This is a genomic window from Parashewanella sp. 2304DJ23-3, assembly GCF_056591695.1.
Genome location: NZ_JBWQOH010000001.1, coordinates 885,147 through 900,285 on the forward strand (window position 1 = coordinate 885,147; position 15,139 = coordinate 900,285).

Below are 15,139 nucleotides of genomic sequence, written 5' to 3' on the forward strand. Positions count from 1 at the left end.
ATTCGATAACGCTGAATTACTCTTGATTTATACACGACTTTCCAACTCCTCCTTAGAGGTAAGTAAACTCTGCTTAGGTACGATGACTTGGGGAGAGCAAAACACGCAAGAAGAAGCCTTTTCACAGATGGATTTAGCGATTGAACACGGCATCAATTTTATTGATACTGCAGAGCTCTATCCCGTTCCGCCTAAAGCTGAGACACAAGGGCGCACTGAAGAGATTCTAGGAAACTACCTAAAAAGTTCAGGTAACCGTGATAAGCTCATTATTGCGACAAAAGTGGCTCCGTCAGGACCCGGCATCAACTATATCCGACCGAATATGGCACTTGATTGGAACAACATTCATCAAGCAGTTGACGCCTCTTTAGAGCGGCTACAAATTGACACCATCGACCTGTATCAGATTCATTGGCCTCAAAGAGACAACAATCGGTTCGGGCAGCTCAACTACCAAGTAAATAACCAAGAGAGCACCACACCGATTATCGAAACGCTGGAAGCACTTGCTGACATCATTAAACAAGGCAAAGTGAGGTATATCGGAATTTCCAATGAAACACCTTGGGGGGTGATGAAGTATTTGCACCTTGCAGAAAAGCATGGACTACCAAAAATTGTGAGTATCCAGAATCCTTACAATCTGCTCAATCGTAGTTATGAAGTGAGTATGAGTGAAGTATCGCATCGAGAGAATATTGGTCTACTGGCTTACTCACCACTCGCATTTGGTGTCCTTACTGGCAAGTACCAAACCCAACCTTGGCCCAAAAACTCTAGATTAGCTTTATTTGAACGATTTGATCATCGCTATACATCATCAGAAAATGCGAATAATGCAATCCAAGCTTATGTTGACTTGGCAAGGGAGTTCAATTTATCTCCAGCACACTTGGCTCTGGCATTTATAAATCAACAACAATTTGTTGCCAGTAATATTATTGGTGCGACAAACTTAATCCAGCTTAAAGAGAACATTGACAGCGCTAACATTGTTTTATCAGATGAGATCATCAATCGACTAGAAGACATTGGCAATACATACAGAATTCCATGTCCGTAGAGGGGACGACATTCAAAACGTCAGCTAAACTTGCAAAAACTTTTATTTTGCAACAAGATCGGCCTCCGATTTTAGTGATACTGAAAAATGAACATGCCGAGCCAAACTCTAACGCCTTTAGCAGAAAACTTAAGGCCAAACTTCCCAACATTAAAAGTAGAGTTTGATGGTACGCCATTATGTTATTTAGATACGGCGGCAACCAGTCAAAAGCCTCAATCAGTCATTGAAGCCATCAATAGTTTTTTTCAAACTAAAAATTCAAACGTTCATCGTGGAGCACATCAATTGTCTTCACTGGCGACTATCGAGTATGAAAACATCAGGCAAAAAGTTGCTGATCTGATTTCAGCAAATCAGTGCCAAGAAGTAATTTTTACCCATGGGTGTACTGAATCTATCAATATTGTGGCAGCTGGGCTCGACTCACAACTGTCCAATGGTGATATCATTTTAATCGACAGTGCAGCGCATCATGCCAATATTGTTCCTTGGCAACAATTAGCGAAGCGTACTGGTGCAATCATCAAACCTATCCCCTTAACAAAAAGCTTCCAGTTTGATCTTAAAGCCTATCAAACTCTTTTGAAATACGAACCCAAACTGGTCGCCGTAGCGCATGTTACCAATGCATTAGGGACACTCAATCCTGTAAACGAAATCGTAAGGCTCGCCAAAGCAGCTGGCGCAATAACTCTCGTCGATGGTGCTCAAGCCATTGCTCATCTCGAGATTAACGTTCAAGAAATTGACTGTGATTTTTATACGTTTTCAGGACACAAGATGTACGGACCGACAGGTGTCGGTATTCTTTATGGCAAATACGATGTGCTCGATACATTGTCTCCCCTGCTAACAGGCGGTGAAATGATAAAATCCGTCAGCTTTGAGGAAACCGCATTCGGTAAATTACCTAACAAGTTAGAAGCTGGCACGCCACCTATTGCTGAAGTCTTTGGTTTAGGCGCAGCCGTTGATTTTATCAAGCAACACCTTACTCAAGCACACCAACAACAAGAGCACACACTACTAAAATACTTAGTCGATAAGTTATCTGAGCTTACTGAAATTGAAGTCTATGCTCAGTCAAAAGACAATGTAGGTGTTGTAGCGTTCAACGTTAAAGATGAACACCATCAAGACATCGGAATGTTATTAGATCAACAAGGCATTGCGATTCGCTGCGGCCATCATTGTGCCATGCCCTTAATGGACTTAATGCAGATTAAAGGTTGTTGCAGAGTTTCTATTGGAATTTATTCTACTCAAGCTGATGTTGATACTTTTATCGGTGCGCTACGACAAACATTGGAGTTATTAAATTAATGTCTCAAGCATTCCCTGACACTCATGATTTTCATTATACCATCCCTGAGTTAAGCGAAATTACAAAAACCTTTTTGGCTGCAAAAAATTGGCAAGAAAAATATCGACAATTAATGCTTCTTGGCAAACGTGCCCCAAAATTGAAGCCTGAGTTTAAGATTGAAACTGCGAAAATAGATGGATGTGAAAGTGATGCTTGGCTTTACCATAAAGTCATAGAAGGTAATCATTACTTCATCGCAGACAGTGATGCAAGAATCGTTAAAGGCTTGATTGTGATATTACTTGCGGTTTTTCACAATCAAAATACAAAACCAAACCTCGATATCCAGCAATTGTTTACTGAATTAGGTTTATACACCCAACTAAGTCCATCACGGACTAACGGGGTAGCTGCGATGGCTAAAGCCATAGAAACGAGTTTCTAGAACTGATTAGAAATAATAATTAACTAATATTTTGATTCCGTAAGTGACGCTAATTTGCAATGAATGTTGGAGCTACAACATCTGATAGATAAATTGAGATGTCATTTGTAAGCGTTGGAAAATACATATAATATTTTCTTTCATCAAATGTAATAAGCATCTTAACCTCCTCGAAAACTCAAACTACATTTCAGTGTGAAATTTCTATTTTGGAGTAGAATATAAACATCGACATAATATCTTGAGGCCTACAATGCTAACCCAACGCCTTACTAAATTATTCCTCACTGTTTTAATCATTCTAATCTGCCCGCTTGCTCAAGCATCTCAGCATCCAATCATCATTTACCAAGCTAAGAAGATTTACACAATGAACCCGATGCAGCCCAAAGTGTCAGCAGTGGCTGTTCAAAACGGAAAAATAATTTCAGTTGGCACACTAAAATCCTTTAAGTTGTGGTTAAAAGACAAGCCCTATACCGTCGATGACCGTTTTAAAAATAAAATTATCACTCCAGGCTTTGTTGAGCCACACGCTCATCCTCTATTGGCTGGACTGGTCTATCGCCTACCCTCTTTGAGTTATTACCCAATACCCAGACCCTATGGTAAAACTTATGTGCCTGTAAAAACCAAACAGCAGGCAATAGCAAGGCTCAAGCAATATATAAAAGCATTAAAAAAACCAACGCAGCCCCTTATCGTGAGTGGTTACGATGTACTCGCCATGGACAATGGCAAATTTACCCTGGATAAACGAACACTTGATAAAATATCGGCAACTCATCCAATCATCATTTCAGATTCATCGATTCATAATTTATTTTTAAATTCCGCAGCACTAAAATTGCATCCTTTGACACAGCAAGAGTTGCTTGTTCAAGGCGTTAATCGCGATAAAAATGGAGAACTAACAGGAATATTTGAAGGCGCTACCGCTTCAATAATGATGTCGAAAAAGTTATTTTCTCATCTCATTACTCCTACACAAAATGCAAAGACCTTAAAATACATTACAGATCTGAGCCGCAAGTTTGGCATTACCACAACGAGTGAACTGGCTATGGGGGTCTTAGACTGGAAAACCGAACTGACTGCTAACACTCGTTTTTTTAATGCAGAGACAACACCAATGCGATGTGTTGTTGTTTCATTTTCAAGTTCACTTGTCAAAACCTATGGTAAAAATGCAGTTAATAAACTAGAAAGTTTAGAAGACCAAAGCACCAATAAATTAATATTTAATGGGGTTAAGTTTTTTTCTGACGATGCTTTTCTCAGCTTAAATATGAAAATGAAGCCACCAGGATACTTTGATGGCCATCACGGCTTATATTTAACACCACCAAAGTTTCTATACCAATTAATGTTGCCTTGGTGGAATGCAAACCAGCAAATCCATGTACACTCAAATGGCGACGCAGGAAATCAAGTTACTTTGAATGCACTTGCAAAATTACAATCGGAGAAGCCTAGATTTGACCACAGGTTTACTTTTGAACATTTAGGGATAGTGACGCCTGAAATGATTAAAAAAATGTCTAAATTAGGCGCATTAGCCAGTGTTAACCCATATTACTTGTATTACCGTTCTGATATGAACGAAGCATACATTGGCGCAGACAGAGCGGATACGACGATACCATTAAAAACACTATTAGATAACGATGTAACGGTTTCATTGCATGCTGATATGCCTGTAGCTCCGCCTGTTCCACTTGAGAAAGTTTGGATAGCAGTTAATCGAATAGGAATGTCTGGTAAGGTAAAAGCGCCGTCCGAGCGTATTTCGGTGTATCAAGCCATGAAGATGATTACCATAGATGCCGCATACACTTTAGGCATTGACGACAAAGTTGGTAGCATCGAAACCGGAAAGTTTGCCGATTTTACTGTTCTAGACGATGATCCCTTTACCGTCGATAAGACTAAAATTAGGGGGATTCATGTATGGGGAACCGTATTCGCCGGAAAGGTTTATCCAAGCAGTGAAATAAAGCCCTAGAGGCCGTTTCCAATTAACGATTTCGATTTGCTGTTGTAGGTTTTTTGTTTATTCAAGACGACGAATGTGAGGTGTAGTTGTTCTACATAAACATTCGGCAACACAGAAGAAGCGAAAAATATACACAGCCCTTAGGGTTACGCCTAAAATCGAAATGACTAATTGGGAACGGCCTCTAGTCTGGGGGACATTTACTCGTAAGCTTTTAATCATGACTAGAGGGCGTGCACTCTATTGAATACCATTGAATACATGACAAGTACTTTTAATTGGTATTACGAGCAAAAAAATAAAGAGAATGTGCATCTCAAGGAGCATATCCTAGGTGGAATAAAAAACAGCTAACCAAATCGTTTCAGCGTCGTCTTGTGTCCAAGCTACTCGATGCTTTAGATGAGCAGGAATGTTGTAATAATCCCCGTTTTTTAAATGAATAACTTGTCCATCTTCAAGTTCTAACTTAGCTTCACCTTTAAGAATAATGACCCATTCATTTTGATCTTGATCATACCAAAAATCTTCAGGGCTTTTGTGCCCTTTTGAAATGATCCGCTCAATCTTAATCTTGTCATTTCCGGCAATGGTTTCGAAGAACTCTTCGGAAAGCTCATTAGGTATATCTTTCAATATATTGTTCATTAATACTCGTTATACTCTATGCACAAAAAAGCGGAGCATTTGCTCCGCTTTCAATTTTAGGATATTCGCTTAAGTTTACTTAACGAATTCAACACCAATTTTGATGTCACCTTTAAGTGTGTCTAGCATTGCATCACGTGCGTTTGATTCAAACTCGCTAACGTCACCATAAGACAGTACTTTTTCAACACCGTTTTTACCCAAAACTACAGGTTGTGCGAAAAATTCAGCGTGCTCACTACCACCATCAACGTAAGCGCATTCAACAACATTTGCTTCACCTTGAAGGCCACGAACTAGTGATAAGCCAAAACGACAAGCCGCTTGACCCATTGAAAGTGTAGCGCTACCGCCACCAGCTTTAGCTTCAACTACTTCAGTACCCGCATTCTGGATACGGTGAGTTAGTGCTGCAACTTCTTCATCAGTAAAGCTCACACCTTCTACTTGAGAAAGTAGAGGAAGAATCGTTACACCACTGTGACCACCAATAACATTGATGTTCACATCAGCAGGGCTTAAACCTTTCGCTTCAGCGATGAAAGTTTCAGAACGAATAACATCAAGTGTAGTAACACCGAACAGACGGTTCTTGTCGTATACGCCAGCCGCTTTTAATACTTCAGCAGCAATCGCAACAGTAGTGTTAACAGGGTTAGTGATGATACCAACCAATGCTTTAGGGCATACTGCAGCAACTTTCTCGATCAAGTTACGAACAATACCAGCATTGATGTTAAACAGATCTGAGCGATCCATACCTGGTTTACGAGCAACACCAGCAGAAATAAGTACCACGTCTGCGCCTTCTAAAGCCGCAGATGGATCTTCACCAGCAAACCCTTTAACTTCAACATCTGTTGGGATGTGGCTTAGGTCAACGGCAACACCAGGTGTAACAGGAGCGATATCATATAATGATAATTTTGCACCCGCAGGTAATTGAGTTTTTAGTAATAGGGCAAGTGCCTGGCCGATACCACCAGCAGCACCAAGTACAGCAACTTTCATAGTTCTCTCCGTTGATTTATCGGTATTCTGTGACATAGATCATAATTATGGCGCAACCTTACTGGAATGCGAGCAAAATATCAATCTCACAACCTCTATACATAGCACTGAAAAAACTGAAAAATTGTAGCAGCGTAAACCTTAGTTTCCCCCACAATTACAAATGAATATTTATGCAATGCAAGTCATTTTATTTGACAAAAATGCATCTGTTATGCAAAGATCTTTAAGTTTTTTGAATATAAAGATTGAAAATTTATTCAAGTAAAAATGAAGTAACAGTTTAGATATTTCAATAAACTGTCGCAGATTGTTTAAGTTAAAAATCACTGAAAAATTATTATGACAAACAAGAACCAAGAAGAGCTCGTAAAAGTCTTTAAGGCTATTCTGAAAGAAGAACGATTTGGCTCTCAAAGTGAAATCGTTACTGCTCTACAATCCGAGGGGTTTAGTAACATTAACCAATCTAAGGTATCCCGTATGCTGAGCAAGTTTGGGGCAGTTCGCACCCGAAATGCAAAGCAAGAAATGGTTTACTGTTTACCAGCTGAGTTAGGGGTCCCAACAGCTGGTAGCCCACTAAAAAATCTAGTGTTAGATGTTGATCACAACTGTTCAATGATTGTTGTTCGCACCAGCCCAGGTGCTGCTCAACTTATCGCAAGGTTGTTAGACTCAATAGGGAAGCCTGAAGGAATTTTAGGCACTATTGCTGGTGATGATACAATTTTCATTACTCCATCAAACATTAGTAACATAGATAGAACATTAGAAACGATAAAATCACTATTCAATTACACTGAATAGTTAATTGTAATCTAAATGTAAAAAAGAGTACGTATGGGGCGTACTCTTTTATTTTATAGATAGTTGTGCTAGTGAATTAAACTTTTTCTAGTAAAAAATCTAGTGATGGGGCAAAAAATGAAGATCCTGTGAGGGCTTGAGTGTACTCCATCAGCTTATCAGTATGCCCATGTCCGTCACCTTTGATCATACTTGTTAACATATCTTCAAAATGTGCAGGCGTTCTACACACAGAAATAAACATTAAGCCTTGCTGCCTCAAAGATCCAAATGGCATGCTTTGCCTAAGAATTTCTTTAGACTTCCCGTTTTCATCTTTTAAATTCACACGTTTAATATGACTAGTTAACGGCTTATCTTCAGAAGCATACTCAATATCGTCTTGTTTGGTTCGAGCAATAATATCTTCTTGTTCTTTTTGTGGAAGTCGATGCCAGTGATTCAGCTTGTGCTCGTATTTTTGAACGTGAACATAACTCCCGCCTTGAAATTCTTCATCCTCTTCTTCGACCAAAGCAACTTGTTGACGCTGGCGACCTTTCGGGTTTTCAGTGCCATCAACAAACCCTGTTAGATCACGGCTGTCCATGTATCTGAACCCACGCTCTTCATCGACAAGTTCCACAAGTCCTTCAAGCATCTGATGGATTTCATTAGCCACTAAGTGAAGCACATCATAACGATCACAACGAATATGAAAGAAAAGGTCAAACTCAATAGCTGGAGCAACTAAGTCATTGTATTGAAGTGATGGAAACGGTCTTAACAGTTGCGGTCTAGAATCTGGGTATAAACTGTCCCAATAATTCGCACCTACAGCCACAAAACCATTGAAAGCGCTGTCTGCATGCTGATCGGTCTGCTCAAAAATATATTGTGCGACTGATGCTAAACAAGGACGTAATAAAGGCTCTACATGATCACGAGCGTTATACATCAAATAAATACTGTGTAGATTCCCTTCAGCGCAAATCCCGAGTTGTTCCCTTGGCATTGATTCTATATCCATGTTTTTCTCCTGAGAGTAATTTCATACTAAACAATTAAATGGATAAATTCACGACGATTTTAGCTTAATGCGTCTAAAAAACCACTGGAGATTTCCCTCAAGCTCTACCAATATGAAATAACCTACGAAAGTATGGCTAGAATAAATTCAGACCAATAAAGTAGTAATCGAATTTAGACTTATCACTTTTTTTCTCACCTTCACATAGCTTCTCATCAAACATATTTTGCAACCTCAAACGAGGATTTTGAAGCGTGATTGGGATATACAATTGATAGTGATATAGCCATATGAAATAACTACATATCTTGAAACAGATTGTCATTGTTTCTCATCGATTTTTGATATAGCTTAAAAAAGCATCAATTCATATAGGAAACATCATGAAACGAATCATTCTCGGTAGCTTAGCTGCTTCTGTTGTATTCGCGTTAACCGCATGTGGAAATGATAGATATGCTCCAACTCCCCCTCCTCCACCAAACCATAATGAACAAGGCGTTAATTCCTTAAAATCAGGAATTGATTTTGCTAACTTCGACAAGTCCGTCCGTCCGCAAGATAACTTTTATCGTTATGTAAATGGTACTTGGTTAAAAAATGCCAAGATTCCAGGAGATAGAACCAGCGCAGGTGCCTTCTATGATTTACGTGAAAAATCTCAAGAAGATGTGAAAAATATCATCGAGCAACTTGCTGATAAACCAAATTTAAAAGCTGGGACTGATGAGCAGAAAGTAGCTGACCTTTATCGTTCGTTCATGGATGTTTCTAAATTAGACCGGCTCGGCATTACTCCAATTCAACAACAATTTTCTGATATCAAAAAACTTAGAAATAAATCACAACTTGCGGGTTATTTTGCAAAAAGTCAGCGACTTGGCAGCGGAACACCCATGGCTTTCTACGTAGACATCGATGCCAAAGATTCGAGCCGTTATGCGCCGCACATATGGCAATATGGCTTAAGCCTGCCAGACAAGGACTACTACTTTAATAAAGAAGAACGCTTTGTAAAAATTCGTAAAGCATTCGTAGCGCACATAGCCAAGATGTTTAAGCTTGCTGGCTTACCTGATGCTCAAAAAGCCGCTCAGACAGTTATGACACTAGAAACTGATATCGCTAAGCAGCATTGGGATGTCGTTGATAATCGTGACAGCACCAAAACTTACAACCTTTATCAAATAAAAGATCTTAAAAAACTGTCTCCGCAAATCGACTGGGCTGTGTATTTAAAAGATCTTGGAGTCAAAAACCAGAAAACCATCATAATCAATCAACCGAGCTTCATAACCGGGCTTGGTAAAGTAATAGCTCAACACTCAATGTCTGATTGGCGCACATATCTGACTTGGCAATCTTTAACCAGTGCTGCGAGCAATCTTTCTCAGCCTCTGGATAAAGAAAACTTTGAATTTTTTGCTAAGACGCTTAATGGTCAACAACAGCAGCAACCTCGCTGGAAAAGAGGTGTAAGCACAGTAAATGGTGTACTTGGTGAGGTGGTCGGCAAGGTTTACGTTAAACGTCACTTTACCCCAGCCGCTAAAGAACGCATGGAACACCTCGTTGAAAACTTACGTGCTGCCTATAGTGACAGCATTAACGGCTTACCTTGGATGAGTGAACAAACTAAGGTGGCCGCTCAAGAGAAGCTCAGTAAATTTGTTCCTAAAATTGGTTACCCAGATAAATGGGAAGATTACAGTAAACTCACAATCAAAAATGGAGACTTAATTGGTAATATCGAGCGCGCAGCTAAGTTTCAATTCAATAAAGACTTAGCCAAGCTTGGCTCACCGATAGATAAAGCAGAATGGCATATGACACCGCAAACGGTGAATGCTTATTACAATCCAACCATGAATGAAATTGTATTCCCTGCAGCCATTTTACAGCCACCCTTCTTTAATATGGCGGCGGACGATGCGGTGAATTATGGTGGTATTGGTGCTGTTATTGGCCATGAAATGGGTCATGGTTTTGACGACCAAGGCGCTAAATTTGACGGAGAAGGTAATCTAAGAAATTGGTGGACACCGAGCGATCTTGCAAAATTTAATGATCGTACGGCTCAATTGGTCAAACAATACGATGGCTATTATGTTTTCAAAGATTTACCAATTAATGGCCAACTGACTTTAGGTGAGAACATTGGTGATTTATCAGGTTTAACCATTGCCTATAAAGCTTATCAAAAATCTTTGGATGGCAAGCCTGCACCAATTATTGATGACTTAACTGGAGATCAGCGTTTCTTTATCGGCTTTACGCAAATTTGGCGAGGCAAAAAAACAGAAGCCGCTGCACGTAATCAAGTCGCCACTGATCCTCACTCTCCTGCAGAGTTTAGAGCTGTAGGCTCACTTTCAAATATGCCAGCATTTTACAAAACCTATGGTGTTAAGCCAGGTGATAAGATGTATATCGCACCTGATAAACAGGTGAAAATCTGGTAAATACTCTCATTTGATTCAAAATAAAAAAAGCCGCTGCCATTTCGTTGCGGCTTTTTCTATACTTGTCGAAAATCACATCTTGATAACCCATAATATGAACGACATTATTGATCAGCTCCAAGATGCCAGCATCGAAACTGCATTTCCGCTTGAACTACCAACCTTTGAACAATTAGTTGAGGTTGAAGAACAAATTTTAATTCCGCTTCCTGGTGCTCTAAAGGAATATCTTTTAGAAGCCAGCGATGTCATTTTCGGTAACGTTGAGCCTGTCACTGCGGCAGATCCAAGCTCACATACTTTTTTACCGGAAGTGACGAGCTATGCTTGGTCAATTGGTTTACCTAGAGATCAAATTGCCATCTGCCAAGTTGGCGATAACTTCTATTGCATCGATCAACAAGGTGAAGTCCGATATTGGCAAAATGATCGTTTTACTGAGCATTGGGAACATTTTTGGCTGTGGGCAGAAGAAGTGTGGTTGGCTAAATAGCCAACCATTTTTATGGCAGTAACATCTAAAAACTGAGATCTTCGTTACAAAAAGCATCAATTTTCAATCATAAATCACACTTAACAGCACTTTTGCTATTAACTGATTAAAAATCAAACTTTGATCACACTTATTCTTATAAATCAGTAAATAACCTATTACATAAACTTATTTTAATAAGGTGATCACGAACACAATACCATTTAAGTTGTTTGTTTTTATTCGTTAAAATAACAACATGAAATTTTGCTAAATAAATTCTAATTCATCATTAATTACTTTCTTTCATCGTAATATGAAGTGGTCGGTGAAACATGAAAGGAGCAAGATGATGGCCAGTCCAGTAACGAATAGCATTCCATTTAGTCCCTACGGGATTAAAGGTGAAAGCGACAGTTTTATCATGCCGAAAAAGTTTCAAATTAGCCCTGAGCTGGTTGATAAACTTTCACATGCTGAAACTGAAGAAGCGGCGCTCGAGTGTGTCCCCTTGCTTCATTTGCAGGAAGCGATAATCCAAGCTCCTATTAGCGACGCAATAACCCATCTATGGCACATCGTTCATCAACCCGATGAAGCCAACATCTCTGATGCACTTGATATGCTCACCCATTCAGCAGAGCTCGAAGCTCTGGGCAAAACCTCAACAGATTTTGAGCGTTTTCAATTCAAAGCTACAAAAACAGAAGGAAAGCTGGTCTTCAATGTTGAAATTAAAGGCAGCCCGGTAGAGAAGCAGTTGACGGTTAACCCTATGCCCGCAGAATTAACTGAAATCGCTGAACAACCCATTTCAAATAAAAGCGAGTTCTTTACCGGGAATGCCCCTCTTCATAGCAAAAAACTACTCGAAGATGTGTCTTTGAGCCTAAGTAACGATGGTAAGCTTGAGCTAAAAGGTAAATACCTGAACCCGTCCCAGCATGCTCGACTATTGGGTGAGATCAGTAATTTAACCCCTAATCAGCAGAAGATTTTTATGGCCAATAAAAATCAAGAATTACAAAAATGGATTACATTTAACTCCAATTTATGGGCGCATGTTGCGGATAAAAGTGAACAATTCATCAAAGATGCTGGTCATTTACTTGAAGTTGCTCCACCAGAAAGTGCGAGTGCAATGGAACAAACACTGCAAGTAATAGGGCTTATTAGAGATATTTCGAATGTTCAAGACCTTTATCAACAGAGAATGTTAGGAGAAATTGTTACGCAATCATTTTCAAGACCAAGGCTTTCTTCCCAAGTAAGTTGGGGATAGCACTACAAAGGGAGTAGAACGAGTACTCCCTTTTAACCGCCTTAAAAACCCATCACAATCATTTTAGAAAGAAACTCGTCGTTTTCGTTATCACCGACATCTGCATAATCAGTGACTTGATAATGATTTCTGGAATTCACCTTTCTCTGTATCACTTTTGCATCAGTGATAAGTGAACTAAGCTGCCAAGACTTCGTTTTACCTTTCTGAATGAGCCTCAAATGCTTGGGTAACTGATAATAACTCAACCATTCAATATCGATTCCCTGCTTTGAATCCATTTTCACCGTTTCATCACATGCAAAATCAGAGGCTTTAGGTGCAGAAAGTTCAAAGTCACTTAAGGCAATCACTGAATTGAGCTTATTCCACTTCCTGGTATTAGCTTCAACGGTCTTATGATTGAGTTGATATTCAATGCCTCGCTCAAACCCATCGTAATAACGTGTTAGTTGTACGCTCACTGACTTTTTTTTATTCGAAACGTACCAATATTCCGCTTTTTTCTTATATGGGTATTCATACACCACTTTATTTTTGAGCCTCCATACATTGACCGGATAACTGACCATCTCTCCTTCAGTATTCGTTACACTTACTTGATACCTGGCACCGATTCTCAATTTATCAACTGAGCAACTTTTAGCGTTTACATGAAGATGGACACTAAAAAATAAAACAAGAATAGAAATAAAATACTGTGTTTTTTTCATAATAAATCTGACGAAATAAAATTAATAAAACGCCCACGTTTAGTGGGCGCTTAACCGTACTAGAAGCATATATTTATTAAGTTACAGTTTGTTTTCAGCTTTTCCGACTAAATCAGCAGCATGTTCCATGATATGGAAAATAATACTCTGCTCGTTAGTCCCAGAAACCAGCTGAGATGAAGGCCCTTGTGCATACAAACCTACATCTTCACCAGCATGGGTTTCACTACTTCTTGGTACAAGCGCTTCCTGATGGAACCCTGCAGCTTCGGTATTAACGTCAGTTAAATCTGTACGGCCTGTCATATGAACGTCATGGTCATATCCCGCATCAGCATTCGTTTCAGTATCTAAATTCATAAAGCCGCGACCATTCGCATAACCGAGTGTGGTATATGGCTTGTCATCCGATGCTAAAGCAGGTTCAGTTTTACCCACTGCAACCACTTTACCTAGGATAGGATTACCACGTTTTGGGTACCCTGCAATAGTAAATACATGGCTATGATCAGCCGTGACGATAATCAAGGTTTCTTCGGGATCTGACATCGCAACAGCTTTAGCAACAGCGTTACTGAACTCAATGGTATCCTCTAACGCATTAAATGCATTACCTGCATGGTGGCCATGATCAATTCGACCTGACTCAACCACCAGCATGTAACCTTTGTCGTTCTTGCTGAGTACTTGCAGTGCTTTTTCTGTCATCTGCGTTAGTGAAGGCTCACCGGCAATATCATTATGACGATCAGCTTCATACTGCATGTGACTTTCATTAAACAAACCAAAAATGCGTTCTGTCGTTGCCGAATTCAATGCATTAAAGCCTGCTCGATCCATCACATAGTTACCTGTTGGATACTTTGATTTCCACTCATTCACTAGGTTACGACCATCAGTGCGATCACCTTCAATATCGCTTCTTGCATCTGTTGAGTTTGCACTGGCATCTTTTGGTAAGAAGTGACGACGTCCGCCACCCATTACTACTTCCAACCCGTCAACATTCAAACCTTGGTAGCGAGCTTCTAAGTTCGTTTCAAAATTAACCAACTGAGAAGCAATATCCTCACAACCAGCAGTAACAGCAGCTTCAGGCATATCTGAAACGTCTTCCCAGTTACGGTCTGCCGATTTGGCGTAAGTTGCCGCAGGCGTGGCGTGTGTAATACGTGCTGTTGAAACAACACCAGTTGATAAGCCTGCAATTTCGGCTAACTCAATCGCAGTAACTAACTCATTACCGCTGACCGTAGAGCAATCACCACGCTGAATATCTTCATCTACTCCTAAGACACCCGCATCGGTTTTAACACCTGACATCATCGCTGTCATGGTACCTGCAGAATCAGGTGTTTGGGCATCCACGTTATAAGTTTTAGCAAGACCTGCGAATGGGAACTTATCAAAGCTCAAGTTATTCTCTTCGCCTTGCATCCCTTTCTTTTGACCTTCAAGAATACGAGCTGCTGTTACAGTAGAAACTCCCATTCCGTCGCCCACAAACAAGATGACATTCTTAGCTGCACCACGAGTGTTATTCGCTTTAGCCACCATCATTTTGGCATCTTCGACCGATTGTGCGCCTTGCACATACCAAGTATTACTGGTGTTATTTACGATTTCTGACGGAGATACGGACTCGCGCACAGGGTTACATTCATGTGAAGTTCCCGTAATTTCATCGGCGTCGAGTTGTGCGTTACCGTTTACGTCAAGCCCACTATCGGTACGAACACCACCGTTAATGCACACCGCATCGCCAGCGTCTAAAGCCGTTTGAGTCACAAAAGATGTTTGACCATCAACGCCATTTGCACCGTTTTTGCCATCTTTACCGTCATCACCATTACAAGCAGCTAAAGCAATTGACGTACTTAAAATTGCTAGTTTAGTCGTTATTTTCATTGTTCTTA

Annotated in this window: 13 protein-coding genes; 8 read left to right on the forward strand and 5 right to left on the reverse strand. The window is 40.0% G+C overall.

Translation table 11 applies throughout. The features are described from left to right. Positions 1–22: 22 nt before the first annotated feature. The 4 genes from AC1EU2_RS03900 to AC1EU2_RS03915 all read left to right on the forward strand — a co-directional run bounded on the left by AC1EU2_RS03900 (position 23) and on the right by AC1EU2_RS03915 (position 4,825). On the forward strand, positions 23–1,066 hold the full coding sequence (locus AC1EU2_RS03900) for an NADP(H)-dependent aldo-keto reductase (protein ID WP_480296682.1): 1,044 nt from the start codon (positions 23–25) through the stop codon (positions 1,064–1,066). A gap of 93 nt (positions 1,067–1,159) precedes the next feature. Further along, positions 1,160–2,392, forward strand: coding sequence for a cysteine desulfurase (locus AC1EU2_RS03905; protein WP_480296683.1), 1,233 nt, complete (start codon positions 1,160–1,162; stop codon positions 2,390–2,392). Beyond that, positions 2,392–2,820: a SufE family protein gene (locus AC1EU2_RS03910; RefSeq protein ID WP_480296684.1), complete on the forward strand. Its 429-nt coding sequence runs from the start codon at positions 2,392–2,394 to the stop codon at positions 2,818–2,820. The genes AC1EU2_RS03905 and AC1EU2_RS03910 overlap by 1 nt, the downstream gene beginning before the upstream one ends. Positions 2,821–3,073: 253 nt before the next feature. Next, positions 3,074–4,825 carry an amidohydrolase gene (locus tag AC1EU2_RS03915; protein WP_480296685.1) on the forward strand — a complete coding sequence of 584 codons (1,752 nt, stop codon included), beginning with the start codon at positions 3,074–3,076 and terminating at the stop codon, positions 4,823–4,825. Between the two features lie 321 nt (positions 4,826–5,146). Here the strand turns inward: AC1EU2_RS03915 and AC1EU2_RS03920 are convergent, their stop codons facing one another. Continuing rightward, complete coding sequence (locus AC1EU2_RS03920; protein WP_480296686.1) at positions 5,147–5,464, reverse strand: cupin domain-containing protein; 318 nt, start codon at positions 5,462–5,464, stop codon at positions 5,147–5,149. Between the two features lie 75 nt (positions 5,465–5,539). Continuing rightward, on the reverse strand, positions 5,540–6,475 hold the full coding sequence (gene mdh / locus AC1EU2_RS03925; protein WP_480296687.1) for a malate dehydrogenase: 936 nt from the start codon (positions 6,473–6,475) through the stop codon (positions 5,540–5,542). A 342-nt stretch (positions 6,476–6,817) separates the two neighbouring features. On the opposite strand from mdh, the gene argR reads away from it, so the two are divergent. Then, positions 6,818–7,285: a transcriptional regulator ArgR gene (gene argR / locus AC1EU2_RS03930; protein ID WP_480296688.1), complete on the forward strand. Its 468-nt coding sequence runs from the start codon at positions 6,818–6,820 to the stop codon at positions 7,283–7,285. 76 nt (positions 7,286–7,361) lie between these two features. On the opposite strand, the gene AC1EU2_RS03935 is transcribed toward argR, so the two are convergent. Beyond that, positions 7,362–8,294 carry a Dyp-type peroxidase gene (locus tag AC1EU2_RS03935; protein ID WP_480296689.1) on the reverse strand — a complete coding sequence of 311 codons (933 nt, stop codon included), beginning with the start codon at positions 8,292–8,294 and terminating at the stop codon, positions 7,362–7,364. Positions 8,295–8,677: 383 nt separating this feature from the next. On the opposite strand from AC1EU2_RS03935, the gene AC1EU2_RS03940 reads away from it, so the two are divergent. The 3 genes from AC1EU2_RS03940 (at position 8,678) to AC1EU2_RS03950 (ending at position 12,510) form a co-directional block, all read left to right on the forward strand. Then, the gene (locus tag AC1EU2_RS03940; RefSeq protein WP_480296690.1) at positions 8,678–10,756 is read left to right on the forward strand and encodes a M13 family metallopeptidase; all 2,079 of its coding nucleotides are present in this window, start codon (positions 8,678–8,680) and stop codon (positions 10,754–10,756) included. Between the two features lie 94 nt (positions 10,757–10,850). Then, entirely contained in the window at positions 10,851–11,249 is a 399-nt protein-coding gene (locus tag AC1EU2_RS03945) for an SMI1/KNR4 family protein (protein ID WP_480296691.1), read from the forward strand. A gap of 331 nt (positions 11,250–11,580) precedes the next feature. Then, positions 11,581–12,510 carry a hypothetical protein gene (locus tag AC1EU2_RS03950; RefSeq protein ID WP_480296692.1) on the forward strand — a complete coding sequence of 310 codons (930 nt, stop codon included), beginning with the start codon at positions 11,581–11,583 and terminating at the stop codon, positions 12,508–12,510. A gap of 41 nt (positions 12,511–12,551) precedes the next feature. Here AC1EU2_RS03950 and AC1EU2_RS03955 read toward each other — a convergent pair whose 3' ends face one another. Both AC1EU2_RS03955 and AC1EU2_RS03960 read right to left on the reverse strand, forming a co-directional pair. After that, the gene (locus tag AC1EU2_RS03955; RefSeq protein ID WP_480296693.1) at positions 12,552–13,223 is read right to left on the reverse strand and encodes a hypothetical protein; all 672 of its coding nucleotides are present in this window, start codon (positions 13,221–13,223) and stop codon (positions 12,552–12,554) included. An 81-nt stretch (positions 13,224–13,304) separates the two neighbouring features. Further along, the gene (locus AC1EU2_RS03960; protein WP_480296694.1) at positions 13,305–15,131 is read right to left on the reverse strand and encodes an alkaline phosphatase; all 1,827 of its coding nucleotides are present in this window, start codon (positions 15,129–15,131) and stop codon (positions 13,305–13,307) included. Positions 15,132–15,139: the final 8 nt, after the last annotated feature.

Excerpts from the sequence above, each read along its gene's own strand:
- AC1EU2_RS03945 (WP_480296691.1), top strand. The coding sequence starts at position 10,851 with ATGAACGACATTATTGATCAGCTCCAAGATGCCAGCATCGAAACTGCA.
- argR (WP_480296688.1), top strand. The coding sequence starts at position 6,818 with ATGACAAACAAGAACCAAGAAGAGCTCGTAAAAGTCTTTAAGGCTATT.
- AC1EU2_RS03960 (WP_480296694.1), bottom strand. The coding sequence starts at position 15,131 with ATGAAAATAACGACTAAACTAGCAATTTTAAGTACGTCAATTGCTTTA.
- mdh (WP_480296687.1), bottom strand. The coding sequence starts at position 6,475 with ATGAAAGTTGCTGTACTTGGTGCTGCTGGTGGTATCGGCCAGGCACTT.
- AC1EU2_RS03920 (WP_480296686.1), bottom strand. The coding sequence starts at position 5,464 with ATGAACAATATATTGAAAGATATACCTAATGAGCTTTCCGAAGAGTTC.
- AC1EU2_RS03935 (WP_480296689.1), bottom strand. The coding sequence starts at position 8,294 with ATGGATATAGAATCAATGCCAAGGGAACAACTCGGGATTTGCGCTGAA.
- AC1EU2_RS03915 (WP_480296685.1), top strand. The coding sequence starts at position 3,074 with ATGCTAACCCAACGCCTTACTAAATTATTCCTCACTGTTTTAATCATT.
- AC1EU2_RS03955 (WP_480296693.1), bottom strand. The coding sequence starts at position 13,223 with ATGAAAAAAACACAGTATTTTATTTCTATTCTTGTTTTATTTTTTAGT.
- AC1EU2_RS03940 (WP_480296690.1), top strand. The coding sequence starts at position 8,678 with ATGAAACGAATCATTCTCGGTAGCTTAGCTGCTTCTGTTGTATTCGCG.
- AC1EU2_RS03905 (WP_480296683.1), top strand. The coding sequence starts at position 1,160 with ATGCCGAGCCAAACTCTAACGCCTTTAGCAGAAAACTTAAGGCCAAAC.
- AC1EU2_RS03910 (WP_480296684.1), top strand. The coding sequence starts at position 2,392 with ATGTCTCAAGCATTCCCTGACACTCATGATTTTCATTATACCATCCCT.
- AC1EU2_RS03950 (WP_480296692.1), top strand. The coding sequence starts at position 11,581 with ATGGCCAGTCCAGTAACGAATAGCATTCCATTTAGTCCCTACGGGATT.